Source organism: Leifsonia sp. Root112D2 (assembly GCF_001424905.1).
Lineage (GTDB): Bacteria > Actinomycetota > Actinomycetes > Actinomycetales > Microbacteriaceae > Root112D2.
Map to the genome: position 1 here is coordinate 1,391,488 of NZ_LMCU01000001.1, position 26,239 is coordinate 1,417,726.

21 protein-coding genes are annotated in these 26,239 nt (G+C 67.3%); 16 read left to right on the plus strand and 5 right to left on the minus strand.

The genetic code is table 11. The features are described from left to right. Positions 1-42 precede the first annotated feature (42 nt). Genes ASC63_RS06435 through ASC63_RS06450 form a run of 4 tightly spaced genes read left to right on the plus strand, consistent with a single transcriptional unit; the run spans position 43 to position 5,432 of the window. The gene (locus ASC63_RS06435; protein ID WP_082487711.1) at positions 43-1,464 is read left to right on the plus strand and encodes an ABC transporter substrate-binding protein; all 1,422 of its coding nucleotides are present in this window, start codon (positions 43-45) and stop codon (positions 1,462-1,464) included. Between the two features lie 43 nt (positions 1,465-1,507). After that, positions 1,508-2,437, plus strand: a complete 930-nt coding sequence (locus ASC63_RS06440; RefSeq protein WP_055810932.1) for a carbohydrate ABC transporter permease — start codon at positions 1,508-1,510, stop codon at positions 2,435-2,437. Position 2,438: 1 nt separating this feature from the next. Then, positions 2,439-3,353 (plus strand): carbohydrate ABC transporter permease, encoded by a 915-nt coding sequence (locus ASC63_RS06445; protein ID WP_082487320.1) that lies wholly within the window; start codon positions 2,439-2,441, stop codon positions 3,351-3,353. Between the two features lie 42 nt (positions 3,354-3,395). Next, a complete protein-coding gene (locus ASC63_RS06450; protein ID WP_055810934.1) occupies positions 3,396-5,432 on the plus strand; it encodes a glycoside hydrolase family 2 protein in 2,037 nt (678 codons plus the stop codon). Positions 5,433-5,469: 37 nt separating this feature from the next. On the opposite strand, the gene ASC63_RS06455 is transcribed toward ASC63_RS06450, so the two are convergent. Beyond that, the gene (locus ASC63_RS06455; protein WP_055810935.1) at positions 5,470-6,069 is read right to left on the minus strand and encodes a YdeI/OmpD-associated family protein; all 600 of its coding nucleotides are present in this window, start codon (positions 6,067-6,069) and stop codon (positions 5,470-5,472) included. Between the two features lie 173 nt (positions 6,070-6,242). Here ASC63_RS06455 and ASC63_RS06460 point away from each other — a divergent pair, with 173 nt between their 5' ends. Continuing rightward, positions 6,243-6,575, plus strand: a complete 333-nt coding sequence (locus ASC63_RS06460) for a cupin domain-containing protein (protein WP_055815064.1) — start codon at positions 6,243-6,245, stop codon at positions 6,573-6,575. A gap of 136 nt (positions 6,576-6,711) precedes the next feature. On the opposite strand, the gene ASC63_RS06465 is transcribed toward ASC63_RS06460, so the two are convergent. Further along, positions 6,712-7,236 carry a DUF1697 domain-containing protein gene (locus tag ASC63_RS06465; protein WP_055810937.1) on the minus strand — a complete coding sequence of 175 codons (525 nt, stop codon included), beginning with the start codon at positions 7,234-7,236 and terminating at the stop codon, positions 6,712-6,714. A gap of 68 nt (positions 7,237-7,304) precedes the next feature. Here ASC63_RS06465 and ASC63_RS06470 point away from each other — a divergent pair, with 68 nt between their 5' ends. From ASC63_RS06470 to ASC63_RS06490, 5 genes are all read left to right on the plus strand, one after another. Continuing rightward, positions 7,305-7,691 carry a PadR family transcriptional regulator gene (locus ASC63_RS06470; RefSeq protein ID WP_055810944.1) on the plus strand — a complete coding sequence of 129 codons (387 nt, stop codon included), beginning with the start codon at positions 7,305-7,307 and terminating at the stop codon, positions 7,689-7,691. Continuing rightward, on the plus strand, positions 7,688-8,617 hold the full coding sequence (locus tag ASC63_RS06475; protein WP_055810947.1) for a permease prefix domain 1-containing protein: 930 nt from the start codon (positions 7,688-7,690) through the stop codon (positions 8,615-8,617). The genes ASC63_RS06470 and ASC63_RS06475 overlap by 4 nt, the downstream gene beginning before the upstream one ends. An 88-nt stretch (positions 8,618-8,705) precedes the next feature. Further along, a complete protein-coding gene (locus tag ASC63_RS06480; protein ID WP_055810950.1) occupies positions 8,706-9,761 on the plus strand; it encodes an ATP-binding cassette domain-containing protein in 1,056 nt (351 codons plus the stop codon). Continuing rightward, positions 9,758-10,600: an ABC transporter permease gene (locus ASC63_RS06485; protein WP_055810953.1), complete on the plus strand. Its 843-nt coding sequence runs from the start codon at positions 9,758-9,760 to the stop codon at positions 10,598-10,600. Before ASC63_RS06480 ends, ASC63_RS06485 begins: the two co-directional genes overlap by 4 nt. Before the next feature lie 173 nt (positions 10,601-10,773). Continuing rightward, entirely contained in the window at positions 10,774-12,945 is a 2,172-nt protein-coding gene (locus ASC63_RS06490; protein WP_082487325.1) for an acyl-CoA dehydrogenase family protein, read from the plus strand. Positions 12,946-12,962: 17 nt separating this feature from the next. Here ASC63_RS06490 and ASC63_RS06495 read toward each other — a convergent pair whose 3' ends face one another. After that, complete coding sequence (locus ASC63_RS06495; protein ID WP_055810955.1) at positions 12,963-13,871, minus strand: hypothetical protein; 909 nt, start codon at positions 13,869-13,871, stop codon at positions 12,963-12,965. 21 nt (positions 13,872-13,892) lie between these two features. Further along, positions 13,893-14,903 carry a malate dehydrogenase gene (locus tag ASC63_RS06500; RefSeq protein WP_055810958.1) on the minus strand — a complete coding sequence of 337 codons (1,011 nt, stop codon included), beginning with the start codon at positions 14,901-14,903 and terminating at the stop codon, positions 13,893-13,895. 33 nt (positions 14,904-14,936) lie between these two features. Here ASC63_RS06500 and ypfJ point away from each other — a divergent pair, with 33 nt between their 5' ends. The 6 genes from ypfJ to ASC63_RS06530 all read left to right on the plus strand — a co-directional run bounded on the left by ypfJ (position 14,937) and on the right by ASC63_RS06530 (position 24,594). Then, complete coding sequence (ypfJ, locus tag ASC63_RS06505) at positions 14,937-15,824, plus strand: KPN_02809 family neutral zinc metallopeptidase (protein ID WP_055810959.1); 888 nt, start codon at positions 14,937-14,939, stop codon at positions 15,822-15,824. A 224-nt stretch (positions 15,825-16,048) separates the two neighbouring features. Then, on the plus strand, positions 16,049-19,138 hold the full coding sequence (gene aroA, locus ASC63_RS06510; RefSeq protein ID WP_082487328.1) for a 3-phosphoshikimate 1-carboxyvinyltransferase: 3,090 nt from the start codon (positions 16,049-16,051) through the stop codon (positions 19,136-19,138). Beyond that, positions 19,080-20,306 carry an acyl-CoA dehydrogenase family protein gene (locus tag ASC63_RS06515; protein ID WP_082487331.1) on the plus strand — a complete coding sequence of 409 codons (1,227 nt, stop codon included), beginning with the start codon at positions 19,080-19,082 and terminating at the stop codon, positions 20,304-20,306. The genes aroA and ASC63_RS06515 overlap by 59 nt, the downstream gene beginning before the upstream one ends. Beyond that, a complete protein-coding gene (locus ASC63_RS06520; protein WP_055810967.1) occupies positions 20,303-21,124 on the plus strand; it encodes an SDR family oxidoreductase in 822 nt (273 codons plus the stop codon). The genes ASC63_RS06515 and ASC63_RS06520 overlap by 4 nt, the downstream gene beginning before the upstream one ends. 5 nt (positions 21,125-21,129) lie before the next feature. Then, a complete protein-coding gene (locus ASC63_RS06525) occupies positions 21,130-23,340 on the plus strand; it encodes an oxidoreductase (protein ID WP_200936799.1) in 2,211 nt (736 codons plus the stop codon). An 18-nt stretch (positions 23,341-23,358) separates the two neighbouring features. Continuing rightward, positions 23,359-24,594 carry a beta-ketoacyl-[acyl-carrier-protein] synthase family protein gene (locus ASC63_RS06530; protein WP_055810970.1) on the plus strand — a complete coding sequence of 412 codons (1,236 nt, stop codon included), beginning with the start codon at positions 23,359-23,361 and terminating at the stop codon, positions 24,592-24,594. A gap of 135 nt (positions 24,595-24,729) precedes the next feature. On the opposite strand, the gene ASC63_RS06535 is transcribed toward ASC63_RS06530, so the two are convergent. Continuing rightward, positions 24,730-26,166, minus strand: a complete 1,437-nt coding sequence (locus ASC63_RS06535; protein WP_055810973.1) for a lipase maturation factor family protein — start codon at positions 26,164-26,166, stop codon at positions 24,730-24,732. Between the last annotated feature and the right edge of the window lie 73 nt (positions 26,167-26,239).

The window sequence follows — 26,239 nt, forward strand, 5'->3', positions numbered from 1 at the left end:
TCGGTTATCCCGACCGAAAGCGCCGATCACAAAGGAGTGTTCATGCACAGCTCACAACCCCGGCCCGCACAGGCCGATAAGCGCCTCACGGCCGGCCCGCGCCGGCTTCGCCGCGCATCCGCCCGCATTGCGGTGCTCGGCATCGCGGCTGCGGTCACGATCGGGCTGGCCGGCTGCGGCCCGTCGATCGACTCGGGCACGCCCGCCACGAAGGACCCGAACGTTCTGACGGCACCGAAGAGCGACAGCTCGGTCAAGGGCACGATCACGATCTGGGACCGCTCCGGCGACCTGTTCAAGGTGTTCGATGCCACGATCAAGAAGTTCAACGAGAAATACCCGAACATCACCGTCAACCACCAGGCCGTCGATATCGATGCCAAGCTGCAGAACACGCTCATCACCGGTACCGATGTGCCCGACGGCGTCTTTCTCGATGACGCGAAGGTCGCCGGCTATGCCGACAGCCTCTGGAATCTCTCGAGCGTGCTGAAGCCCTATCTGCCGCACATCGCGAAGCAGAAGGTCGATGTCAACTCGCTCAAGGGCGGCATCTACGGGGTGCCGTTCGACCTCGACCCCGGCCTGCTCTTCTACAACGACACGGTGCTCAAGAAGGACGGCATCGACCCGGCGTCGATCAAGACCTACGACGACCTGCTCGCCGCCGCCAAGAAGGTCAAGGCCGCCGATCCGTCCTCCGGGCCGATCCACCTGGAGCAGAGTGCGTTTCTCGGCCAGCTGTGGCTCGAGATGTTCGCCAGCCAGCAGGGCACCAGCATGACGGATGCCTCCGGCAAGCTCCGCCTGGACTCCCCGGAGTACAAGCAGATTCTGACCTGGCTCGACACCGTGCAGAAGGAAGGCCTGGGAACGCGCGCCGAATACCTGGGGCCGACCGACGTGAACACGCTCGACAGTGGCAAGCAGGTCTTCGTGCCCTGGTCGATCTGGTGGGACTTCGCGCCGCAGCAGCTGCTGAAGAAGACCATGGGCGACTGGCGTGCCATGCCGCTGCCCGCCTGGAAGGAGGGCGGAGCGCGGTCGGGCGCCATGGGCGGCTCGTCGTTCGTCATTCCCAAGGATGCCAAGAACCCGCAGGCGGCCTGGCTGTTCTACAAGTTCCTGATGTTCGACAAAGACGGCTACACGGCGGTCTACGGCCCGAACTCGGTGTACCCGAAGGGAACCAACACCTCGGTCCCGGCCTACAAGCCCGCCGCAGACCCGGCCAAGCCGCTGTTCGGAACCATCGATGCGATGGGCGGCCAGGACCTGTGGAAGACCGCGATCACCGCGGGCGCCGAGATTCCCGGAGGAACGCCGACGCCGAAGTGGTGGGCCAGCGCGGTCGACTACCTCGGCAACAACCTGCAGAAGATGCTCGACGGCTCCATGACGCCGGAACAGGTGATCTCGCAGTCCACCAAGGACATCCAGACCAACCTGATCGACCGGCAGTAGCGCGCCCGCGCATCCACACCAACTCCAGGAGAGGTAACACCCCATGACCGTCACGACCGCCGTGAAGGCGCCGCAGACGGCTCCGCGAGCATCGCAGCGGGGACCGCGCTGGTCCCTGCTGCGACGCCGCTCGGCGCCGTATGTGTTCATCTTCCCGTTCGTGGCGATCTTCGCCATCTTCTCGATCTACCCGCTCATCTTCACCTTTCGGTTGAGCTTCACGAACTGGCATGGAACCGGGGCCGCCAGCTGGGTGGGCTGGGACAACTATGCCTACCTGCTCTCCAGCCCCGGTTTCTGGGCCTCGCTCGGCAACTCGGGCATCCTGTGGCTGCTCATCATCCCGGTGCAGATCGTCGTCGGGCTGCTCGCGGCGGTGCTGCTGAACAACGCCAAACTGCGGATGCGCGGCTTCTATCGCACCGCATTCATCGTTCCGTTCGTCACACCGCTGGTGGCTATCGCCCAGATCTGGATCGTCGTCTTCGACCAGAACTACGGGGCGGTCAACGACTTTCTCAACATCTTCGGCATTCCGGATGTCGGCTGGCTCACGACCAGCGCCTGGTCGAAGCCTACCCTCGCGCTGCTCTTCCTCTGGAAGACCACCGGCTTCGCGATCATCATCCTGCTCTCCGGTCTGCAGTCGATCGACACCACCGTCTACGAGGCGGCGGAACTCGACGGGGCGTCACGGATGCGCCAGCTCTGGAGCATTACGGTGCCCCTCATCAGCCGCACCCTCATGTTCCTCGTGGTGCTGCAGACGCTCGCGGTGTTCCAGATGTTCGCCGAGCCGTTCGTGGTGACCAAGGGCGGCCCGTACGGGTCGACGACAACGGCGGGGCTCTACCTCTACAACCACATCACCGTCGCCGATCTCGGCACCGGCGCGGCCAACTCGTTCCTGCTGGTGATAGTCGTGATGGCGCTGTCACTCGGCTTCGTTCGACTGCTGAGAGCGAAGGACTGAGATGACCACCGCATCCGTCACCACAGCGCCCGCGAACTCGCCGGCACCGGCCGACCGCTCGCGCCGAAGCCGCCGTGCCCGCCCGGCGATCGCCTCCCAGGCCCTGCTCGTGCTGCTCACGATCGGCTTTCTCGCCCCGGTGGCCTGGGCCCTGCTGTCGGCGTTCAAGCCGGCCAACGACATCATTCGCGACCCGCTCGGCTTCGACCTCACGACGTTCACGCTGCACAACTTCCAGCAGATGTTCGGGGACATTCCCATCGCATCCGGATTCGCGAACACCGCGATAGTGCTGGTGTTCAAGGGCGCCATCACGCTGTTCTTCGCGCCGCTGGCCGGCTATGCCTTCGCCAAATACGACTTTCGGCTGAAGAATTTCTTCTTCGGCACGGTGCTGGTCACCCTCATGCTGCCGACGATCGTGCTGATCATTCCGCTGCTGCTGGAGATGAAGGAATTCGGCTGGGTCAACACCTACCAGGCGCTGATTCTGCCCGGCTCCGTGGATGCCTTTGCCATCTTCTGGATGCGCCAGGTCATCGCTTCGGTGCCCGACGAGCTGCTCGACGCGGCACGGGTTGACGGCTGCAGCGAGTTCGGCATCTTCTGGCGCGTGGTCATGCCGGTCATCCGCCCCGGGCTCGCGGGCCTGACCGTGCTCACCGTCATGAACATCTACAACGACTTCGTCTGGCCCGTGGTGATCACCACCACCGATCGAATGCAGACGCTCCAGGTGGTGCTCTCGACGCTTGCCCAGAACATCAGCGGCCAGAAGATCGGCGCCGACTACGCCACCGTCACCGGCGAACTGCTTGCCGCGAGCTCGATCGCCCTGATTCCTCTCCTCATCGTCTTTGCGCTGCTCCAGAAGCACTTCATCAACGGCATCCTTGCCGGAAGTGTCAAGGGCTGAGTTTCATCACCGACACTGAACCGACCGAAAGGCTGTACCACCATGGCTTCTGCCATCCCCAAACCCGAATACCCCCGCCCCGACCTCGATCGCTCGGAGCGGTGGCTCAGCCTCAACGGTACGTGGGATTTTGAGAGCATCGACGGCGCGGCGACCATCACGGTTCCGTTCGCGTGGGAGAGCGAGGCATCCGGCATCGGGCGCAGCTGGCTCGCCTCGGCGAGCTATCGCCGCGGCATCGTGGCGCCTGCCGAGTGGGAGGGTTCCCGGGTATTCCTCTGCTTCGGCGCGGTGCACCATCGGGCAACGGTGAGCATCGACGGAACATTGATCGGCACGCACGAGGGCGGCTACACCTCCTTCGAATTCGACGTGACGGATGCGCTGCGAGCGGGCGTCGAGAGCGAGCTCACCGTCGAGGTGGATGCGCCAGCGGACAAGCGCTCGATCCCGCACGGCAAGCAGCGTTCGCTGCCGCGCGACGACTACGACGGCGTCTCCTTCGCTCCCAGTTCGGGCATTTGGCAGAGCGCCTGGCTCGAAGCGCGCGGGCGTAGCTATGTCTCCGAGGTGAGCCTGCGCGGCGATTCGCTGAACGCCTTTGAGGTGGCGGTGACGGTGTGTGGGGATGCCGCGGCAGCAGCATCCGTCGCCGTTTCGGTTGTGGGTGCGACCCAGGGTATGGAGCTGGTGACGGATGCGACGGGCCGGGCCACCGGCATCCTGCCCATCGACGAACCGCGGCTCTGGTCGCCGGAGGACCCCCACCTGTACGAGCTCGAGATTCGCGTCGCCGACGACCGACTCGTCGCGACGGCCGGGCTGCGTTCCTTCGAGACCCGCGGCGAGCAGCTCTACCTCAACGGTGAGCGTTTCTACCTCAAGGGCGTGCTCGACCAGGGCTATTGGCCGGCATCGGGCATCACTGCCCCGGATGACCACGCCCTCGTGCGCGACCTGGAGTTGGCGCGCGACGCCGGCTACAACCTGGTGCGCAAGCACCTCAAGTTCGAGGAGCCGCGCTGGCTGCACTGGGCTGACCGCCTGGGCATGCTCGTGTGGGCGGAGCCGGCGAGCACCAGTCGTTTCAGTGCCCAGGCCGCCGCGAACTTCGAGGCGCAGATCGCCGAGATGGTCACGCGCGACGGCAACCACCCGAGCATCGTCATCTGGGGGCTGTACAACGAGGAGTGGGGTCTCGACTGGGACATCCCGGGCGACCGCGCCAAGGCGGAGGCGGCCGGTCGTGCCTACGAGCTGCTTGCAGCCCTCGACCACACGCGGCCGATCGTCGAGAACTCCGGCTGGGCGCACGTGAAGACCGACCTCGTCGACTGGCACTACTACGACGAGAAGCCGGGCTCATGGGCCGAGAACGTCGCGGCGCTCGCCTCGGGTGAGCGGCACGATTTTCCTGTTCCACTGGGGCCGGCGTTCGTCGTGGACAAGTCGCTGTATGCCGACGCGACCGTGCCGCGAGGTGGCATCCCCCTCCTCAACAGCGAATACGGTGGCGGCTTCACGAGCCTCGAGCGCGGCTGGCATCTGCGCTGGCAGACCCAGGAGCTGCGTCGGCACGACCGTTTCGCCGGCTACGTCTATACCGAGCTCGCGGATGTCGAGCACGAGTCGGCGGGGATTGTCACCGCTGAGCGGCGGACGAAGGATCTGGGCGGGCTCGATCCCGCCGACGCGAATGCCGAGACAGTGCTGGTTCTCGATGTCGTTCCCGTGCAGGCAGGAACGGACATCGCCCTGCCGACGGGGGAGCTGACACTCGGCGTGCGGGTCTCTCACCACGGCCGTTCGGCGCTCTCGGGCCGTATCCGCGCCGCGTGGGCCGCGCAGGGCGAGCCGTTCGGTGCCGTCGAACGCGTACATGAGGTCGAGACGGCCGTGACGGCGCATCCGTTCGAGGTGACGGATGCCGCGGTGCTGTCGCTCACGGTTCCGGCGGCATCCGCCGCGGTTGGGTCGGCGACCGCGGCACGCCTGCACGTCTGGCTCACGGATGCCGACGGCGCGGTTCGAGCGCGCACCTTCCTCGACGCGGGCCCGCTCGAGGAGCGTCGCTCCTAGCGCGGCTAGCGTCCCCGCTTGCGGCGCCGCGGTCTGCTCAGGGCCTGGGCGCGCGGGAAGCGGGCTGCGGATGCAGCGTCTCGCCGCGCTCGAGCATCGCCACGTACTCCGTGATCTTGCGGGCGCGCGTCTCGGCACGCACCACGTTGCCGAGGCGAAAGAGGATCGCGAAACGGTTCGTGCCGTTCAGCGTGTCGAAGAACGCGGATGCCGCCGGTCGGGCCGCCAGCGCCGCCGCCAGATCCGCGGGAACCTCTATGGATGCCTGTCCCGCGTATGCGGTCTCCCAGCGACCGTTCGCCTTGGCGCGCTCGATCTCGGCGAGCCCGGCAGGGCGCATCCGGCCCTCATCGATGAGGCGGGAGACGTGCTCCTGGTTGCGCTTCGACCAGATGCTGCGCGGGCCACGGCGGCCGAAGCGCTGCAGTGAGAAGTCGGCGTCGAGCGCGGCCTTCTGACTGTCGATCCAGCCGAAGCACAGGGCCTCGTCGAGCGCCTCGGCGTAGGTCGGGCCGGGGTGCGTGGCGCCCTTCTTCACGATCGTGAGCCAGACGGCATCCGCTGTGGCGTGGTTGCCGGCGAGCCAGCGCGCCCAGGTCGCTGCGTCGTCACAGCGCAGAATCTGTTTCTCGGGCATCCGTCCCCGTCCTTCCTGGTCGTGCTCCATTCTCGCAAGCCGCGGTCTCACCGTCATGCACAAACGCGACAACTCCCGCGCAGCAGCGCCTGGCCACCGCGAAACACCCTGACGCTAGGCTGTGGGCATGCGGCGGTCGCCCGTCGTCCCCTCCCGTGATTGGAGTGCGTATCGTGACGAAGACGTCATTGGTCGCGACCGTTCGGCACGAACTCGAGCATGCCCGCAGCGCCCCGAGCGGCCGCAGCGCGACATCCGTCTATAGCGGGCACGAACGGGTGCTGCGCCAGACCGTCATCGCCCTCTGCGCCGGCCGTCGCCTCGAGGAGCACGAGAACCCCGGCGAGGCCACGATCTTCGTGCTGCAGGGGCGAGTCGTGCTCTCGGCCGGCGAGGTCTCCTGGTCGGGCCGAACCGGCGACTTCCTCGTCATTCCCGAGGCCAGGCACGCCGTCGAGGCGGTGGAGGACTCGGCCATTCTGCTCACGGTCGCCAAGCTCCCCTGACGACACCGGATGCTGCGCTCGCATAACTCATGCAGAATTGTGCGGCGTGTCGGGAGATCCCGTGTTTACGGGAGCCGCAGTCGCGCGCTCAGTATTCTGCATGAGTTGTGCGCAACTCGGAGAGGCAGCTTCGGCCTCAGCTGAGGAGTTTGCGCAGCGTGCGCAGATTGCGTGTGGTCGTGAGGGCCTTGTACCGTGCGCGGCCCGATGCCTTGCCCACAACGCTGTCGAGCGTGTGCCCGCGTTCGACCGTCCAGTAGAGCACGCCGTCGCCGTCGGCCAGCGCCTCCAGCGCGGGATCGAGCTCGGGCCGCACCGCCAGCAGCCCCTCACGCGGCTCCTCGCCCATGAGAAAGATGACGTACGGATGCCACCCCTCGCGTTCGGCATCGAACGGAAACGCCGCGACGATGCGCTCCAGCTCGGCGGTGTCGATCACATGCACCCAGGCCTCGTAGCCGAAGCGCTCCCGCAGCGCGGTCTCGATCGCCGCTTTCAGAGCGGATGCCGCGGCATCCGCCTCGAAAATCACGTTGCCGCTGGCGAGCACGGTCTTCACGTCGGCGTAACCAAGCTCGCGAAACGCGGCGGCCAGATCGGCCATCTTGATGTTCACGCCGCCGACGTTCACGCCGCGCAGCAGGGCGATGTATCGAGTCACGCACCCAGACTGCCATAGCGGCACGAAAGTTCTAGTAGCACAGTACTGTGCGTGATACAGTACAAGACATGACACCGAACTCGCCCCCGGAAGCGCCGAACGCGGCGCGGTCCGAGCCGTTCGCATCCGACCTGCTGCGCGGCCACACCGACACGATCGTGCTCGGCGTTCTGCGCACCACCGACCGCTACGGCTACGAGATCTACAAGACGATTCGGGATGCCACCGGCGGCCGATACGAGATCAAGGAGGCCACCCTCTACGCCACCTTCCGCCGCCTGGTCAAAGACGGTCTCGTCGAGGCCTACTGGGGCGACGAGACCCAGGGCGGCCGCCGCAAGTACTACCGCATCACGGATGCCGGCCGTGCCGTCTACGCGCAGAACGTGCGCGACTGGACGGCAACGCAGCAGATCATCAACACGCTTCTCGACACGAAAGGCAGCCTCGAATGAGCACCGCCGACTACTCGAACATTCACCGATACCTCGACGAGGCGTTCGCCGGCATCGCGATGACGCCGGAGATCCAGGACCTCAAGGAGGAGATTCGCGCCAACCTCGCCGCCCGTGTCGGCGAGCTCGTTGAGCGTGGAACGGATGCGAACGCCGCCGCGACGATAGCGATCGACGAGCTGGGCGACATCCGGCAACTCGTCGACGACATCGATGACGACGAAGGCCCCACGACGCGATCCGGCGGTGCATCCGGCACCAGCGCGTATCTGGTCAACCGTGTGCGCCCCAAGCCCGCGTTCGTCGTCGGCATCGTCATCGCCGCGATCGCCACGACCGGCGGCCTGGCGCTTGCGTCGCTGGGCGCCACCGGGCTGCTCCCGCTGCCGAGCGGCGTGCTCATCCTGCTGTCGGGAATCGTCGCAACCGGGGTCGCCTGGATCGTGGGCGACTCTCTCGCGCACGAGACGACGAGCAATCATCCGATGCCCACCACCAGGGCGGGCGGGTATTTTCTCGCGACGCTCCTCACGCTGTTCGGGCTCGAGTTCGGCGGTCTCGTTGCCCTTGGTGCGCTCGATGTGTGGGCGGTCGTGCTCGCGGCCGTCGGAATCGTGGCAGGGGTCGTGCTGTTCACCTTCCTCGGCGCCACCCAGACCAACCGCAAGAAGACCTGGGCCCGCGAGGCCGAGCGCCAGTATCAGGTCGAAGACCGCTTCTCCCAGGATCCCGTGGCCGCGGCGCGATTCGGCATCTACACCGTGGTGATCTGGTTGCTGGCCTTCGCCGTGTTCGTGGTGCTCAGCATCACGGTCGGCTTCCTGTGGTCGTGGCTTGCCCTGCTCGCCGGCTTCGCCGTCTTCATGTTCGTGCTGGCCCGGATGCTGTTCCCGGCCGACTCGAGGAAGGATGCGAAGCACCACTGACACACCACTCATACGAAGTGGTGGCCCGGATGCGCCAACATCCGAGCCACCTGTAACCCCGACATCCCTCATTCATAAGGAGCACATCGTGGCACAGCCCTATTCTCTCCCGTTCGATTCGTCGGCGGCGCTGCACGCCGCCGACCTCACCAAGAGCTATCCCGGCGGGCGCGGTAAGCCGCGCGGCGCCTCACGTATTCGGGCCCTCGACGGCCTCAGCTTCACCGCCGAGACCGGAACCATCTTCGGTCTGCTCGGCCCCAACGGCGCCGGCAAGTCCACCACCGTCAAGATCCTGGCCACCCTGACCCGGGCGGACTCGGGTTCGGCGACGGTCGCCGGCATCGACGTGGCGCGGCATCCGGAGCAGGTGCGTCGTGCCATCGGCTTCGTCGCCCAGAAGCAGGTCTCCGACCCTGCCGCCACCGGAACCGAGAACCTCGTTCTCGCCGGACGGCTGCAGGGCATGAGGGGCCGCGCCGCGCGGGAGCGCGCATCCGAATTGCTTGAGCGCTTCTCGCTCGAGAAGGCCGCTCGCCGCCAGGTGAAGACCTACTCGGGCGGCATGGCCCGCAAGCTCGACGTCGCTATAGGCCTCATGCACCGGCCCCAGGTGCTGTTTCTCGATGAGCCGACGACCGGGCTCGACCCTGAGGCGCGCGCCGAGATGTGGGCCGAGCTCGAGATCATGGCCCGCGTCGAGCAGATGACGGTGCTACTTACCACGCACTACCTCGACGAGGCCGACCGGCTGGCCAGCCGCCTCGCCATCGTTGACCATGGCCGGGTCGTGGCCGAGGGCACGCCCGACGAGCTCAAGAACGGACTTCATGGTGACGCCGTAATAGTGGAGCTGGCACCGGATGCGGCCGTCGACCGCGCTCTCGCCGCCATCTCCCGGGTCGCGTCCCTGCGGGAGATCAGCGTCGACGGGCGCACCCTGCGTGCCCGCGCCGAGCAGGGCGCCGCGGCGCTGCCGCTTGCGATAGCGGCGCTCGAGGAGGCGTCGCAACGCGTCGCATCCGCCACCGTTGCCCGGCCCAGCCTCGACGACGTGTATCTGCGCCATACCGGCCGCAGCTTCGCTGTCGGCGACGCCTCCGCGAACAGTTCCAGCACAAACGAAAAGGAGGTGGCAGCATGAGCGCCACGGCTCCCGCCACCGTCCCCGCCACGTCGAGGGTCACTACCGCGACCCAGCCGCGCGGCGCCATCATCACGCACACGGTTCTGCTCACCGGCCGGCAGCTGCGCGCATTCGTGCGGATGCCCGCCTACCTCATCATGAATCTCGTTCAGCCGATGATCTGGCTGCTGCTGTTCGGGCAACTGTTCAGATCCGTCGTGAACATTCCCGGGTTCAGCGGGGGAGGCGACTACATCGTGTTCCTCACGCCCGGAATCGTCATGATGATGGCGCTGTTCGGCAGCGCCTGGGCGGGCACCTCGTATATCGAGGACATGGATCGCGGAGTGATGGATCGCTTTCTCACCTCGCCCACCAGCCGCGGCGGTCTGGTGGTGTCATCGATGCTGTACCAGGCGGTGCTCACGGTGCTGCAGACGCTCGTCGTGCTCGGCGTGGCCTGGCTCACCGGTGCCCGCTTCGGCGGCGGGCTCGTCGGCATCCTGATTCTGCTGCTCGCGGCCGTGCTGCTCACCTTCGTGTTCGCCGCGTTCTCGGGTGCCGTGGCCCTGCTGGCCCGTCAGCAGGCAGCGCTCATCGGAATCTCGCAACTCATCTCGTTTCCGCTGATGTTTCTCAGCTCGGCCATCATGGACACGAGTCTTTCGCCCGAGTGGGTGCGCAATGTCGCCCGGTTCAATCCCTTCGAATGGGCGGTCGTGGCGGGGCGGCAGGCGCTGCAGGATGCCCCGGACTGGGCGGCCGTGTGGGCCAACCTCGGCCTGCTGGCGGCCCTCGCCGTCGTCATGACCTGGCTGGCGACGCTCGCGTTCCGCGCCTACCAGCGCTCCGCCTGAGCCGCGCCGACAGACGGCGCGGCTGTGGGGTTTCCACAGCCGGGCTCGGGCGCGCCGCAGCCACTTTGTAGCTCGCGCACGCACGACTACCGCGCCCGGCGCATCCGGCTTAGCGTTGAAGTGACGTTATTCGCGGATGCCCCGCGACATTCGACGAAACCAGAGGACCGACGATGGTTGACACCGCAGCGCGCGCCAAGCGAGACCCCAAGCGAGACCCCAAGCAAGACCCGAAAAAAGCCTCGCAGCAAACCCCGAGACGACGCACGACGGCGCAGAAGGTCGCGGCCAACGAGCCACCTGTCAGCACCGACCCGATCGACGCCGGCGTGCCCGCCACCGTGAATGTGCCCGCCCTCTCCCGGCAGCTGCTCGGCAGCTGGCCCGAGGTGCGCCTCGCCGCCCGCGAGGTCGCGGCGCGGCCCGAGATGCAGCGCATCGACGGTCTGAGCATGCAGGAGCACCGCGAGCGCGCATTCGGGCAGCTCAAGCTGCTCGTCGACAACGGCCAGGTGCACCGTGCTTTTCCGAAGAGCCTCGGCGGCGAGGAAGACCACGGCGGCAACATCGCCGGATTCGAGGAGCTGGTCACGGCCGACCCGAGCCTGCAGATCAAGTCGGGCGTGCAGTGGGGCCTGTTCGGGGCGGCGGTGTTGCACCTCGGCACCGAGCGCCACCACACGGCGTTCCTGCCCGCCATCATGAGCCTCGCGGTGCCGGGGGCCTTCGCGATGACCGAGATTGGTCACGGTTCGGATGTCGCATCCATCGCCACGACCGCCACCTACATTCCCGAGACGCAGGAGTTCGAGATCCACACGCCGTTCCGCGCCGCGTGGAAGGAATACAACGGCAACGCCGCCGTCGACGGCAAGGCGGCCGTGGTCTTCGCCCAGCTCATCACCCAGGGCGTCAACCACGGCGTGCACGCTGTCTACGTTCCGCTGCGTGGCGACGACGGCGAACTGCTGCCGGGTGTCTCCAGCGAAGACGACGGTCTCAAGGGCGGCCTCAACGGCATCGACAACGGCCGGCTCGCGTTCGAGAACGTGCGCGTGCCCCGCGTCAACCTGCTCAACCGCTACGGTGACGTCGCCGAAGACGGCACGTACACGAGCCCCATCTCCAGCCCCGGCCGTCGCTTCTTCACGATGCTCGGAACCCTTGTGCAGGGTCGCGTCTCGCTCGACGGGGCCGCGGTCGCGGCAAGCAAGGTGGGCCTGGCGATCGCCATCACCTACGGCAACCAGCGTCGCCAGTTCACCGCAGGAAGCGACACCGACGAGGAGGTGCTGCTCGACTACCAGCGCCACCAGCGCCGCCTGCTGCCGCGCCTGGCCACCACCTACGCCGCCGGATTCGCCCACGACAGCCTGCTCGTGAAGTTCGACGAGGTGTTCAGCAATAAGGCCGCCACCGACGACGAGAGGCAGGATCTCGAGACCCTCGCGGCCGCGCTCAAATCCCTCTCAACCTGGCACGCACTCGACACGCTGCAGGAGGCGCGCGAGGCCTGCGGTGGCGCCGGCTTCATGGCCGAGAACCGCCTGGTCGGCCTGCGCAGCGACCTCGACGTGTACGTCACTTTTGAGGGCGACAACAACGTTCTGCTGCAACTGGTGGCCAAACGCCTGCTCACCGACTACAGCCGCGGTTTTGCCAAGGCGGATGCCGGTGCCCTCGCCCGCTACGTCGTCAAGCAGGCGGCGGGCAAGGCCTACCACGGCTCGGGCCTGCGCGGCCTCGCCCAGACCGTTGCCGACTTCGGCTCGACGGCGCGATCGGTGGACCAGTTGCGCGAGACGAACGCGCAGCGCGAGTTGCTGACCGACCGCGTCGAGACCATGATCGCGGATGTCGCGGGCCGGCTGCGCAGCGCCAGCAAGCTGCCGAAGCAGCAGGCCGCCGACCTCTTCAACTCGCAGCAGAATGAGCTGATCGAGGCCGCGCGCGCCCACGGCGAGCTGCTGCAGTGGGAGGCATTCACGGATGCGCTCGAGCAGGTGACGGATGCCGGCACCCGCCAGGTGCTCGTCTGGTTGCGAGACCTGTTCGGCCTTGGCCTGCTCGAGAAGCACCTGGCCTGGTATCTCATCCACGGCCGGTTGTCGCCGCAGCGCGCGCAGGCCGTGAGCGCATACATCGACCGCCTCGTGGCGCGACTGCGCCCGCACGCGCAGGACCTTGTGGATGCCTTCGGCTACACCCAGGAGCACCTGCGCGCCCCGGTCGCCAGCGGCGCGGAGGCCGAGCGGCAGAACGAGGCCCGCGAGTACTACCGTGAGGAGCGCGCCTCGGGCACCGCCCCGGTTGACGAGAAAACCCTCAAGCCCAAGAAGAAGTAGCCCTGCCGGGGGTCGGGCTACTCGTTGCGCATCGCGGCGAGGCGCTCCCGCCGCCGCTTAGCCACTGCGCGGTTGTTCGCGATGCCCAGGACCACGATGCCCGCGATGCTGAGCACGGCGAGCGCCGAGGCGATGGGGTCGCCCCGCAGCGTGATCAGAGTAATGAATTCCAGCCACATGCGGTGGCGGCTGCTTGTGGTGTAGACGCCGCCCGTGCCGACAAAGTTCATGGACACAGCTAAGCCGACGATGAGCAGCATGATGCCACCCATAGCGGCATACTGCAGCCGTGACATCGGGTCGCGCGCTATCACGTCCCTGGGCCTGCGATCGGGAAGTACTGCGACGATGATCCACAGGATCGGCATGGCGATGAGCACTATCACGAGCATGCCCAGACCGACGCCAGCGAGCCCGAGCAGTCCCATCACGAGAATCACCTGGTAAATTGAGGCGAAACTGTCGGTATCTCCGGTGGGCGTGTTCGGTGGCGTCACGATGAGAAAGACGATGACTGAAATGACGACGGGTCCCCAGTACACAACGCCTGAACCGCCGCTCGTGTTCTCTGCACCGTCGTCCTGCGAGGGGGCGCGCCCCAGCTTCGAGGTGAGCACACCGGCCCAGCCGAAGAGGAAGGGCAGCACGAAGTGCACGATCGAGCCGCCGATCATCGCGATGGCGTACACGATCACGAAGCTCATGTAGTCCTGCGGCTGCGTCACCACAAAGGCCAGCCAGGCCCACACCGTGAGAGCGGTGCATACACCCGCTATCACGATCTCGAGCGGGCCCACGTTGTGGAACAGCCGCCTGTACCAGGGCAGTTTCGGCGCCTGCGTGGTCACCCGCTTCGCCGCGGCCGTCTTCGACCGCGCCGCCGTCGTTCGCCGTTCCTCGGTGTTCTTCGCCTTGCCTGTCGCCATTTTTCCCCCGTTCGGCGCGCTCTAGAGTAGCCCCAGCCCCCGCACCGCGTCACGTTCGGCCACCAGCTCGGCGACGGATGCGTCGATGCGCCCCCGTGAGAACGCATCGATCTCGAGACCCTCCACGATCTGCCACGCACCATTCACCGACCGCACCGGGAACGACGAGATCAGCCCCTCGGGCACGCCATACGAACCGTCGGAGACGACGCCGGCCGACGTCCAGCCCGCACCGGTGCCGTGCACCCAGTCGTACACGTGGTCAATGGCGGCGCTCGCTGCGGATGCCGCGCTCGACGCCCCGCGCACCTCGATAATCTCGGCACCCCGCTTCGCCACCCGCGGAATGAACTCGTTCTGAAGCCACGCCTCGTCCACGAGCTCGCGTACCGGCCGACTGCCGTCGGTACCGCGCGTGATTCTCGCGTGGAAGACATCCGGATACTGGCTCGCCGAGTGGTTGCCCCAGATGGCGACGTTCTCGATCGAGTCGACCGGCGCATCCAGCTTCGCCGCGAGCTGCGCCACCGCCCGGTTGTGGTCGAGCCGGGTCATGGCCGTGAACCGCTCGGCGGGCACGTCGGGTGCGGCTGCGCTGGCGATGAGGGCGTTCGTGTTGGCCGGGTTGCCCACCACGAGCACGCGAACATCGGATGCCGCTCCCGCGTTGATCGCTGCCCCCTGCGGCCCGAAGATTCCGCCGTTCGCCGCGAGCAGATCGGCCCGCTCCATGCCGGGCCCGCGCGGGCGCGCACCGACCAGCAGCGCGACGTTCACGCCGTCGAAGGCGTGAGTCGCGTCATCCGTCACCTGCACGTCGCGCAGCAGCGGAAACGCGCCGTCCTGCAGCTCGAGCGCCGTGCCCTCGGCGGCGGCGAGGCCCTGCGGAATCTCGAGCAGCCTCAGTCGCACGGGCGTGTCGGCGCCGAGAAGCTGGCCGGAGGCGATGCGGAACAGCAGCGCGTAACCGATCTGCCCTCCCGCGCCGGTCACAGTGACGGTCACGGGTGATTTCTCGCTGAACAGAGCCATGCATCGAGCCTATGCGCGCGGTACTCTCCTGACATGACGTTCAATCCGAATTCGGATATCGGCGGGGGCAAGGTCAGTCGGCGCGGGCGTAACACGGGCATCGCGGCTGGGGGTGTCGGTCTCGGTGCGATAGTGATATTTCTCATCGCCCAGTTCACGGGAGTCGATCTCAGCGGTTTGGGGCTGACCGACGGTTCGAGCGGCCAGACTCAGGTGGGGCCGAGCGACAGCGTCACCGAATGCAAGACGGGGGCGGATGCGAACAACGACGTCACCTGCCGCATGAAGGGTGCAGCGGCATCCCTCGACACGTATTGGAGCGGTGAGACGCCCGGGCTGGGGGCGAGCTATCACACGCCCGAGTTCGTGCTCTTCACCGATCAGACCTCGAGCGGATGCGGCACCGCCTCGAGCGCGACCGGCCCGTTCTATTGCCCGCCCGACGAGACGCTCTACGTCGACACCGGCTTCTTCGACCAGCTGCGCAGCCAGTTCGGCGCATCCGGGGGTCCGCTCGCCGAGATGTACGTGGTGGCGCACGAGTGGGGACACCACATTCAGAACCTGCAGGGCGCCATGGCGACCATCGACCAGCGCGCGACCGGCCCGAGCTCAGACAGTGTGCGGCTCGAGCTGCAGGCCGATTGCTACGCGGGCGCCTGGGTGGGAGCCGCGACCCAGGTGAAGGACAAGAACGGCACCACATTTCTGGAGCCGATCACCAAGCAACAGCTGACGGATGCCCTTGATGCGGCCTCCGCGGTCGGTGACGACCGCATTCAGCAGGCCTCGGGAGGGCAGGTGAACCGGGAGAGCTGGACCCACGGCTCGAGCGCACAGCGCCAGCGCTGGTTCACCTCCGGCTACACCGGCGGCCCGACACACTGCGACACATTCGCGTCCCCCGCCTCGAAGCTCTAGCGCCTTCTGCTGGTTGAGGAGCGAGGAGCGAGCGTCTCGAAACCGCCCGCGCCACGCAGGTTTCGAGACGGCCGCGGGCGGCCTCCTCAACCAGCGAAAGTGCGGTGGAATTTGCACATTGGCTGAGCACGAGTAGCGTATGAAAGCTTCGTTCGAGGCCAATCCCCTCCCACGAAGTAGTGCTCGAAGAGAAGCGTTCTCTTCTGCTGTGAAGGGGTTGATTGATGCATCTGTCCGTGGCGGGGAGCTCGGATCGCGCGTTCGGCGCTGTCGAGGTGCCGAACTCGAAATACCATGCGCATCGCGCGCTCATTCTCGCCTCGCTGGCCCCGGGCATCAGCCGCATCTCCGGCCTCAGCGATGCCCGTCACGTGCAATACACGGTCTCGTTGCTGCGCTCGCTTGGCACCCGTATTGAGATCGAAGGCGACACCTTCATCGTGCACGGCGGCCCGTATCACCCGAGAAGCGACACCGTCACGGCAGGCAGCTCCGGCACGACCCTGTATTTCATGGTCGGCCTCGCCGCGTTGGCGGATGCCGACGTCACGGTCACCGGTCAGAAGTACTTCCAGCGCCGCCCGATCGGCCCGCTGCTACGGGCGCTGGGTGAGATGGGCGTCGAGGTATCGTCACCCACGGACTGCCCGCCGATCCGGGTCACGGCCGCACGCCCGTCGGGCGGAACCGTGCACATCGCCGGCACGCTCTCGCAATGGGTCTCGGCCCTGCTGTTGCTGGCGCCGTTCGCGAAGCAGCACACCACCATCGTCATCGACGGTGAGCTCAACGAGCGCCACTACATCGAACTCACGATGCGCATGATGGCGCAATTCGGACTGCGGGTGCAGGCATCCGCAGACGGCCGTCGTTACGAGATAGAACCGAATCAGTCCGCGCATCCGACCGATCTGCGGCTGCCGCCGGATATCGGCTCCGCCGCATTCGGTCTCGCCCTCGCCGCGCTGCATCCGGCCGACGTGCTGCTGCGTGGGTTACGCAACACGTCCTCCGCGGGCGTGGACCACCCCGAGGCCGACTTTCTCGACATCGCGGGCCGCATGGGCCTGCCCATGGTCTACGACCCGGATGCCGACGGCGTGCGCGTTCGGCACGACGGCATCCGGTTGAAAGCCACCGAGATCGATTGTCGTGATGTGCCCGACATGCTTCCCATCCTGTCCGTGCTCGCCGCGCGCGCGGAGGGCGAGAGCGTCTTCCACAACGTGGAGCACGTGCGGCTCAAGGAATCCGATCGCGTCGTCTCCATGCTGCAGCTGAACGGCATGGGCGGCAGCCTCGACTTCGACGGCAGCGATCTGCATGTTCGCGGCGTCGAGAGAATGCACGGCGCGAACCTGTCGTCGTTCAACGACCACCGAGTGCTCATGTCGCTCGCCGTTGCGGCATCCGCCGCCGAGGGGCGTTCGACGCTCACCTTCCCAAATGCGTATCGCATCTCGTATCCGCAGTTCCTCGACTCGATGAACGAGCTGCATGCCACCATGGCGGTCGAAGAGGGGCCGGCCAGGTCGGGCACCAGGCTGGGGCGCCGCCGCATTCCCGCGATGGATGCCGCGGCCGCCGGTGAGGTCACGGGCGCCGATTGGGTTCGCCGCTGGGCCACCGAGAAGCCGCACGCCCTGGCCGTCGTGGACGCCGCGCCCGACCGTACCGACCATCTGAGCTGGGGCGAACTCGATGTCGCCGTCGACAAGGCGGCGGCGCTGTTCCTCGACCTCGGCGTCGAGCATGGCGACCGCATCGCCGTGCAGCTGCCGAACTGCCGCGAATTCGTGATCATCGCCGCGGCCGCCATGCGCATCGGGGCCGTGATCTGCCCGATCATGCCGATCTTCCGCCAGCGCGAGGTGGCGTACGCGCTGCGGCGCTCGCAGGCAAAGCTGCTCGTCGTCGCCGACAACTTCCGTGGCCGCCAGCACGACCGCGAGATCGCGCAGATTCTCGACAGCGGGGCCGGAGCCGATGGCATCCGCCTGACGAATGTGCTGGTGCTGCACGGCACGCCGGGGGTTGCGCATGTGCTGCCAGAGTGTGCGAACCCCGCGGTCACCTGGCAGGCCTGGCACCGAGCATCTGCGTGGGCGCATGTCGACCGCGCCGCGCTCGACGCCCGCGCTCCGTCGCCCGAGGATGCCGCCCAGCTGCTGTTCACCTCGGGCACCTCGGGCGAACCGAAGGGCGTGATCCACCGGCACCGCAGCCTGAGCCGTGCCGCCTGGATGGAGGTCGAACAGCTCGGCCTCGATTCGTCGGATGCCGTCTACATTCCCTCGCCGCTCGCTCACCAGACCGGGTTTCTCTACGGCATGTGGCTGGCGTGGGAGCTGGGGGTTCCGCAGATCGTGCAGGGGGTCTGGGACGCCAAGCGCGCCATCGAGGTGCTGAGCACCTGGGAGGGCACCTTCGTTCAGGCGGCGACGCCGTTCCTCACCGACCTCGTGCGTGAGGTCGAGGCGGGCACCCCCGCCCCGAAGGCGCTGCGCATCTTCGTGGCGACGGGCGCGGCGGTGCCGCGGGCGCTCGCCGAGCGGGCGACGCGCGTGCTCGGCGCATCCGTCTGTGGAGCATTCGGAACCACCGAGACGGGCCTGGGTGCGCTGGCCTCGCCCACCGATCCGGCCGCGAAGACGTGGGGAACCGACGGCAAGGCCATGCCGGGGGTGCAACTGCGCATCGTTGACGACGAGGGGCGGCCCGTCGCATCCGGTATCGAGGGCAACTTCGAGCTGTCCGGCCCGACCGTCTTCGACGGCTACCTCGACCGCCCCGATCTGAGCGCCGAGGTGTTTGCCGCCGATGGCTGGTATCGCACTGGCGATCTTGCCACCCTCGATGATGACGGCTATCTGCGTATCACCGGGCGCGTACGCGACGTAATCAACCGCGGCGGCGAGAAGATTCCGGTCTCCGAGATCGAGCAGCTGCTCTACGGCCACGAGGCGATAGACGATGTGGCGATAGTGGCCATGCCCGACGCACGCCTGGGCGAGCGCGCCTGCGCCTTCGTCACGCTCGTCGACGGGTGCACGCTCAGCTTCACGCAGATGCAGCGCTTTCTCGACGAGCACGAGGTTTCCAAGCACTACTGGCCCGAGCGGCTCGAGATCATCGAGATCATTCCGCGCAATGCGGTGGGCAAGGTGCAGAAGTTCCTGCTGCGCGAGCAGGCCTCCGCTCTGAAGCCCCAGCGGCTCAGTGCCGTTCACCACCCCTCGAAGGAGAACACCAGCAATGACACCGAGTCAGACCGTGACGCACGACGGCCGCGGAAGCCGCATCGAACAGCCTGAATACGAAGCACTTCTGCGTCGTGTCACCGCCTGGGTCGAGGGGCCGGGCGAGCGCTGGTCCGAGCGCATCGAGGCCGACGGCGAGGTGCCGGGCGAGCTGTTTGACGAGCTGAAGCAGAACGGATTCCTTGGCCTCGCGGCCCCGGTCGCCCTCGGCGGCCACGGCCTCAGCTTCAGCCAGTGGATGGGGCTGATGGAGGTCTTCTCCCGCTCGCACGCGTCGATCCGGATGCTGGTGCACGTCATCAACGGCACCTGGCGGTCCATGAACCCCCACGCCAGCGATGCGCAGCGCGAGACGTACGTCAAGCCGTCGGTCGCCGGCGACATCCTGGTCGCGTTCACTCTCACGGAGCCGGACAACGGCACCGGTGCCGACATCAGCTGCAGCGTGCGCCGCGAGGGCGACACGTACTATCTCTCCGGCCGCAAGCACCTCATCACCTTCGGGGTGAGCTGCGACTACTGGCTGCTGTTCGCCCGGCTCGAGGGCACGAGCGGCAAGGATGGCACCATCGGCCTGCTCGTCGACCGCAAGGCTGCAGGCGTCACCGTCGAAGACACCTCGAACACCATGGGGGTGCGTGGCACCGACCATGCCCGGCTCACCTTCGACAACACGCCCGTGCCGGTCGCGCAGCGTCTCGGCGAGGAGGGCGACGGCCTGGCCATCGCGCTCGGCGGCTTTCTCACGCCCAGCCGCATCTCAGTGGCCATGAGCTGTGTCGGTCTCGCAGAGCGTGCACAGCAGCTCGCGGTCGAGTACGCGCAGAAGCGCGTCACCTTCGGCAAACCCATCTCCTCTCGGCAGGCGATCGCGTTCATGATCGCCGAGAACGAGGCGGACATCGAGGCGGCGAAGGCGCTCGTGCTGCACGCCGCGCGCGAGTGGGAGGACGACTCGCCGCAGGCATCCGCTCTCTCGTCCATGGCCAAAATGGTGGCCGTCGATATGCTCACGAGAGTGACGGACAAGGCGCTGCAGGTGCACGGCGGGCTGGGTTACTGGAAGTCGGAGGCGATCGAGCGGGTGTATCGCGACGCGCGGGCGCAGCGCTTCGAGGAGGGCACGAACGAGATTCAGAAGACGGTCGTGGCGCGGGATGTCTTTGCCCGGGCTGCGCAGGCGGCCTCGGCTGCTTCGACGGCAAGCGAGGAGGCGAAGTGACCGCGGAACACCAAGGCAAAGTAGCCCTGATCACGGGAGCATCTCGCGGAATTGGGCGCACCTTGGCGCTGGATCTCGCCTCGCAGGGTGCGACGGTCGTCGTGAACTACCGCACGAACGCCGCGCTGGCCGATGAGGTCGTGGCCGAGGCGAAGGCCCGCGGCGGTGACGGCATTGCGGTCGGGGCCGACGTGGAGAACCCTGAGGAGATCGTGCGGCTCTTCGACGCGGTTGCCGACACGTATGGGCGTCTCGACTTCTTCATCAACAACGCGGCGGCCGCCGCGTTCAAGCGCATTCTCGATCTCAAGACGCACCACCTCGACCGCTCCTACGCCATGAACGTGCGCCCCTTCGTGCTCGGCGCGCAAGAGGCAGTGAAGCTCATGGACAAGGGTGGACGCATCGTCGCCGTCTCCAGCTACGGCAGCCTGCGCGGCTTCGCCACCTATGCGGCACTGGGTTCGTACAAGGCCGCCGTCGAGTCGTTCATCCGTTACATGGCCGTGGAGTTCGCCGACTACGGCATCAACGTGAACGGCGTCAACGGCGGCCTGATCGACTCGGATTCGCTCGAATACTTCTACTCCATCCCGGGCATGGCAGCGATGGAGAGCGTGCTCAAGGCGATTCCGCTGGGCCGGCCGGGCACCGTGCAGGACATGGCCAATGCCATCGAGTTCCTGCTCTCCGACAAGTCGGCATACATCACGGGGCAGACGATCGTGGTCGATGGGGGGCTCACGGTGGCCGCTCCTCCCTACTGGCACGACACCACCGAGCCGCTCGGCGTGCCACCGCGACCGACACGCGGCTGAATCCCGTGGCCCGCGCCGACCATTCATCGCACGGCGGCACGTCCGTCGAGGCCGTGAGCCGATACCCGACGCTGCAGACCCCGATCTCGATCGGCACGCTGCGGTTGCCGCATCGGGTTCTCATGGGCTCGATGCATCTCAACCTGGAGACCTCGGATGGCGGTGCGCTCGCCGCCTTCTACGCCGAGCGCGCGCGCGGCGGGGCAGGCCTCATCATCACCGGCGGTGCGGCCGTCAGCCGGGTCGGCGCGGGCAACGCCGGCTACGCCCTCATCAACGATCCGTCGCACGCCGATCGGCTGCGGGCGGTGACGGATGCCGTGCATGCCGAGGGCGGTCTCATCGCGCTGCAGCTCTTCCACGCCGGCCGGTATGCCTTCGAGTCTGCGTTCGGACTCACGCCGGTGGCGCCCTCTGCCGTGTACAGCGCGTTCTCGAAAGCGGAGCCTGAGGCGCTGAGCGAGGAAGGCATCCGCTCGACCATCGACGATTTCGCATCGGGGGCGGCGCGGGCGCTCGAACTCGGCTTCGACGGCGTGGAGGTGATGGGTTCGGAGGGGTACCTGCTGAACCAGTTCGCCTCTCCGGTGACCAATCTGCGTGACGACGACTGGGGTGGCGACGCCGAGCGGCGGCGTGCGTTTCCGGTGGCGGTCGTGCGCGCCGTGCGTGCCGCCGTGGGCGACGCCCCCGTTCTCATGCGCATGTCCGGCGCGGATCTCGTGCCCGGCTCGTCGACCCAGGAGGAGGTCGACGCGCTCGCCGTCGCCCTGGCGGCTGCGGGCGCCGACGCGATAGACGTCGGCGTCGGCTGGCACGAGTCGCGGGTACCCACCGTGCAGTCGATGGTGCCGCACGGAGTGTGGGCGGATGCCGCTGGTCGCGTCAAGCGCGCGCTGACCGTTGCCGGGTCTGTCGCGCCGGTAATCGCATCCAATCGCATCAATACTGCCGCGCAGGCGGAGCGGATTCTGGCATCCGGCGTGGCGGATCTGGTGTCGATGGCGCGCCCGTTCCTTGCGGATCCGGCGATTCTGGCGAAGTCGTTCGCGGGCATGGCCGAGTTTGTGAACACCTGCATCGGGTGCAACGAGGCGTGTATCGACCGCACCTTCGGCCTCGACCCGGTCTCGTGCACGGTCAACCCGCGCGTCGGCCGCGAACTCGAATTTCCGACGGCGCCGCTGGTTGAGCGCGGTGGAGCTTGGGGAATCGCGCAGCGATTCGCGACCCCAGCGCCGAGCGAGCGTGCGAGCGAGGAACCTCTCCGCATCGCCGTCATCGGCTCCGGCCCCGCCGGCATGGAGGCCGCCCGTGCCGCGGCTGCCGCCGGAGCCCGCGTCACGCTCTTCGAGGCGGGGCCCCGCATCGGTGGCCAGTTCCTGCTGGCCGGCATGGTGCCGGGCAAGGAGGACTTTCTGCAGACCGTGCGCTACTTCGAGAACGAGCTCGCCCGCCTCGGCGTCGAGATTCGCCTCGGCGCCCCGGTCGACGATGTCGACGCGCTCGCCGGCTTTGATCACGTGGTCGTCTCCACGGGTGTGCTCCCGCGTCCCGTCGCCCTCGCCGGGGTCGAGCTGCCGCACGTCATCGACTACGCGCAGGCGTTCGCCACCCCGCACTCCGTCGGCAGGCGGGTCGCCATTCTCGGAGCAGGCGGCATCGCTGTTGACCTGGCACATCTGCTCGTCGAGCCGTCCCCCCTCCCCGAGACAGCCCCGCTCCTTGAGGAGGTCGCGCAGCGACCGTCTCGAAAGGAAGGGTCCGAAAAGGCAATCCAGCGCCGCTTTCTCATCTCCCACGGCCTCGCCGCCGGAACCCTTCCGCCGCCGGCGCGCACCGTCACGATCATGCGCCGCTCCGGCTCCATCGGCGCCGGCATGGGAACGACGGTGCGCTGGGCCGCGGTGCGCGCGATCCGCACGGCGGGAGTGCGCACGCTCACGGGTGTGGCCTATCGGCACATTGACACCGACGGCGTGTGGATCGAGCACGAGGGCGGTCAGGAACTCATCGAGGCCGACACCGTCATTGTTGCCGCGGGCCAGGTGGCACATGCGCCGCTCGCCGACGCGCTCGAGGCGCGGGGCATCCGGTATTCGGTCATCGGTGGAGCGCTGAGTGCGACCGCCCTCAACGCCGTTGCCGCATTTGAGCAGGGCCTGCGCGTCGGAACATCGATAGCCCAGCGACCGAAAACAGGGGAGTATGAATGAAGCGAGAGGCGCACAATCATGGATGATCGCATCGTCATCAGCGGGCTTGGCGCGCTGACCCCGCTCGGCAATAGCTGGCGCGACACCTGGGCCTCTCTCACGGCGGGGCGCAGCGGCGTTGCACGCATCACTCAGTTCGATGCCGGCGATATGCCCACGCAGATCGCCGCTGAGGTGAAGGGCTTCGACCCGCACGGGTCGCTCACGGTCAAGCAGGTGAACCGCATGTCCCGTAGCTCCCAGCTCGCGGTCGTCGCCGCGCGCGAGGCGGTTGCAGACGCGGGTCTCGACCCCGATTTCTCCGAGCGAGAGGCTGGCGTGATAGTCAACAGCGCCGTCTCGGGTTTCACTGAGATTCAGGATGCGACGGAGGTGTTCCACTCCGGCGGCGAGCGGCACATGAGCCCGCGCTTCGTGTCGTCGTCGCTCACCAACATGCCGGCTTGCGAGATTGCGATGGAGCTGAACATCCATGGCCCGGTGAATGCCAGCGCCCTTGCCTGCGCAAGCGGCGCGTACGCCTTGCTGGAGGCGCGTCGGCTGCTGCTGTCGGGGGAGGCCGATGTGGTTCTGGCGGGTGGCGTGGATGCCGCGATCACCCCGGTCATGTTCGCCGGGCTCAGCGCCATGCGCGCCCTGTCGAAGCACAACGACGCACCCGCCGAGGCCAGCCGCCCCTTCGACGCGGATCGCGACGGTTTCGTCTTCGGCGAGGGCGCGGTCGTGCTCGTCATGGAGCGACTGGCGGATGCCCGCGCTCGCGGCGCGCACGTCTACGCCGAGGTGCTCGGTGGTGCACTCACGAGCGACGCCTTCAATGTTGTCGCGCCCGAGCCCAGCGGCATCTACGCGACGCGCGCCATCACGCGGGCGCTGGCGAACGCCCGGCTGGATGCATCCGATCTGGATCTGGTGTGCGCGCACGGCACCTCAACGAAGGCCAACGATCGCACCGAGACCTCGGCGCTGCACCAGGCGCTTGGCGCGTCGGCGGCGGATGTCGCGGTGACGGCTCCAAAGTCGATGACCGGCCACCTGATCGGTGCGGCCGGCGCGCTCGCCGGCATGCTCTGCGCGCTGTCGATCAGTGAGGGTGTCATCCCTGCCACCATCAACTACACGACCCCCGACCCGGAGTGCGACCTCGACTACGTGCCGAACGTCGCGCGCGAACAGCGCGTGCGCCACGCCCTCACGAACGCCTTCGGCTTCGGCGGCCAAAACTGCGTCGTAGCCTTCGGCGAGGTGGGTTGAGGAGAGGTCGACGAAGGAGGCCTCGTCTCGAAACCCCCACGAATCCCCCCGCTGGTTGAGGAGTCCGAGGAACGAGGACGTCTCGAAACCCGTAAGCACGGCTGTGATTTCGAGACGCTCGCTGGCGCTCACTCCTCAATCAGCAGAGCCCGAAATCGGCGGCACCAGCATCCCGGCCTCCTCGCGCACCCAGACGACCCGTTCACCCTTGCGTTGCTCTCTCGTGGCGAACCGGTACCGATATCGTCGCGCCCGGATCCAGCGCGGAGCCACCCCGTCGAACGGGTCGACGCGCAGCAGTCGCAGCGTCGACGCATCCGCCTCGAGCAGTCGCGCGAGCAGAACGATGAACCAGCGGGTGTCGGATGAGCCCAGCGCGAGAAACCACATCTGCCAATCGAGGCGCAGGTGGTACGGGGCGAACTGCCGCGGCATCCGGCGTGGGTCGCCCGGTTTGCCCCTGAACTCGTATTCCCGCCAGACGGCGTCATCGTCGGGCTGGGCGGCATCCGTGCCCTCGATCACGATTTCGTAGCGCACCGTCGTGACGCTGCCGAAGGCGCCGTAGGCGTTCACGAGGTGCCAGCGGTTGAAGCTCGCGTTCATGAGTTGGTGGCGGGCGACAAGGTTGCGTGCCGGCCACCAGCTCAGATAGATGATCAGCGCGCTGACCGCCAGAACGACGATGGCGAACCAGGCCGGCGCCGTCGCATCCGCATAATTGGTGCCGGTGGGCATGGCGGCGACGACCACGTGGGCGGCAGGGTCGCTCACGGCGGCGAAGGCCAGGATGACGGTGAGCACGTTGAGCCAGGCGAAGTTTCCGGTGACGATGAGCCAGAGCTGGGTGAGGATAACGATGGCCGCGGCGATGCTCGCGACCGGTTGCGGGGCAAACAGGAAGAACGGCACGACCAGCTGGGCGAAATGGTTGCCGAGCACCTCCAGCCGGTGAAACCAGTGCGGCAGCAGGTGGGCGCGGCGGCTCAGCGGGTTCGGCATCGGCTGGGTTTCGTGGTGGTAGAAGAGCGCAGTGAGGTCGCGCCACGATCGGTCTCCGCGCATCTTGATCATGCCGGCGCCGAACTCGAGCCGAAACACCAGCCAGCGGATCAGCCAGATGACGGTGACCGGCGGCGCGACCTCGTTGGAGCCGAGAAAGGCGACCATGAAGCCGGCCTCGAGCAGCAGGCTCTCCCAACCGTAGCCGTAGAAGGTCTGCCCCACGTTCACGATGGAGAGGTAGCCGAGCCAGATCGCGAGAAAAAGAACGAGCGGCAGCCACGGCGGTGCCAGCTGCGGCAGGCCGGCGACGATGGATGCCGCGATGACCGCCCCCGAGACGGCAACCGCGCGCAGCAGACGGTCGGAGTACCGCCACCGGAAGAGTGTCGGCTGGCGTCGCGCATAGGCGAGCCGCAGAAAGTCGGGAACCGGCAGCAGCCCGTGCTCGCCGAGGAGCGCCGGAAGCTGCGCGAGAGTGGAGAGAAAGGCAACGAGATAGATCGCGGCGACGCCCCGCTGAAGCACCTGCCGCGCCAGTTCATACCCGTTCGCGCCGAACCAGTCCATGGCGCTTCCACGCTAGGCCCGGTGCGTGGGCGTGGCAACGGGCGTGGAGTCACAGCCCGAAGGATGAATCCGA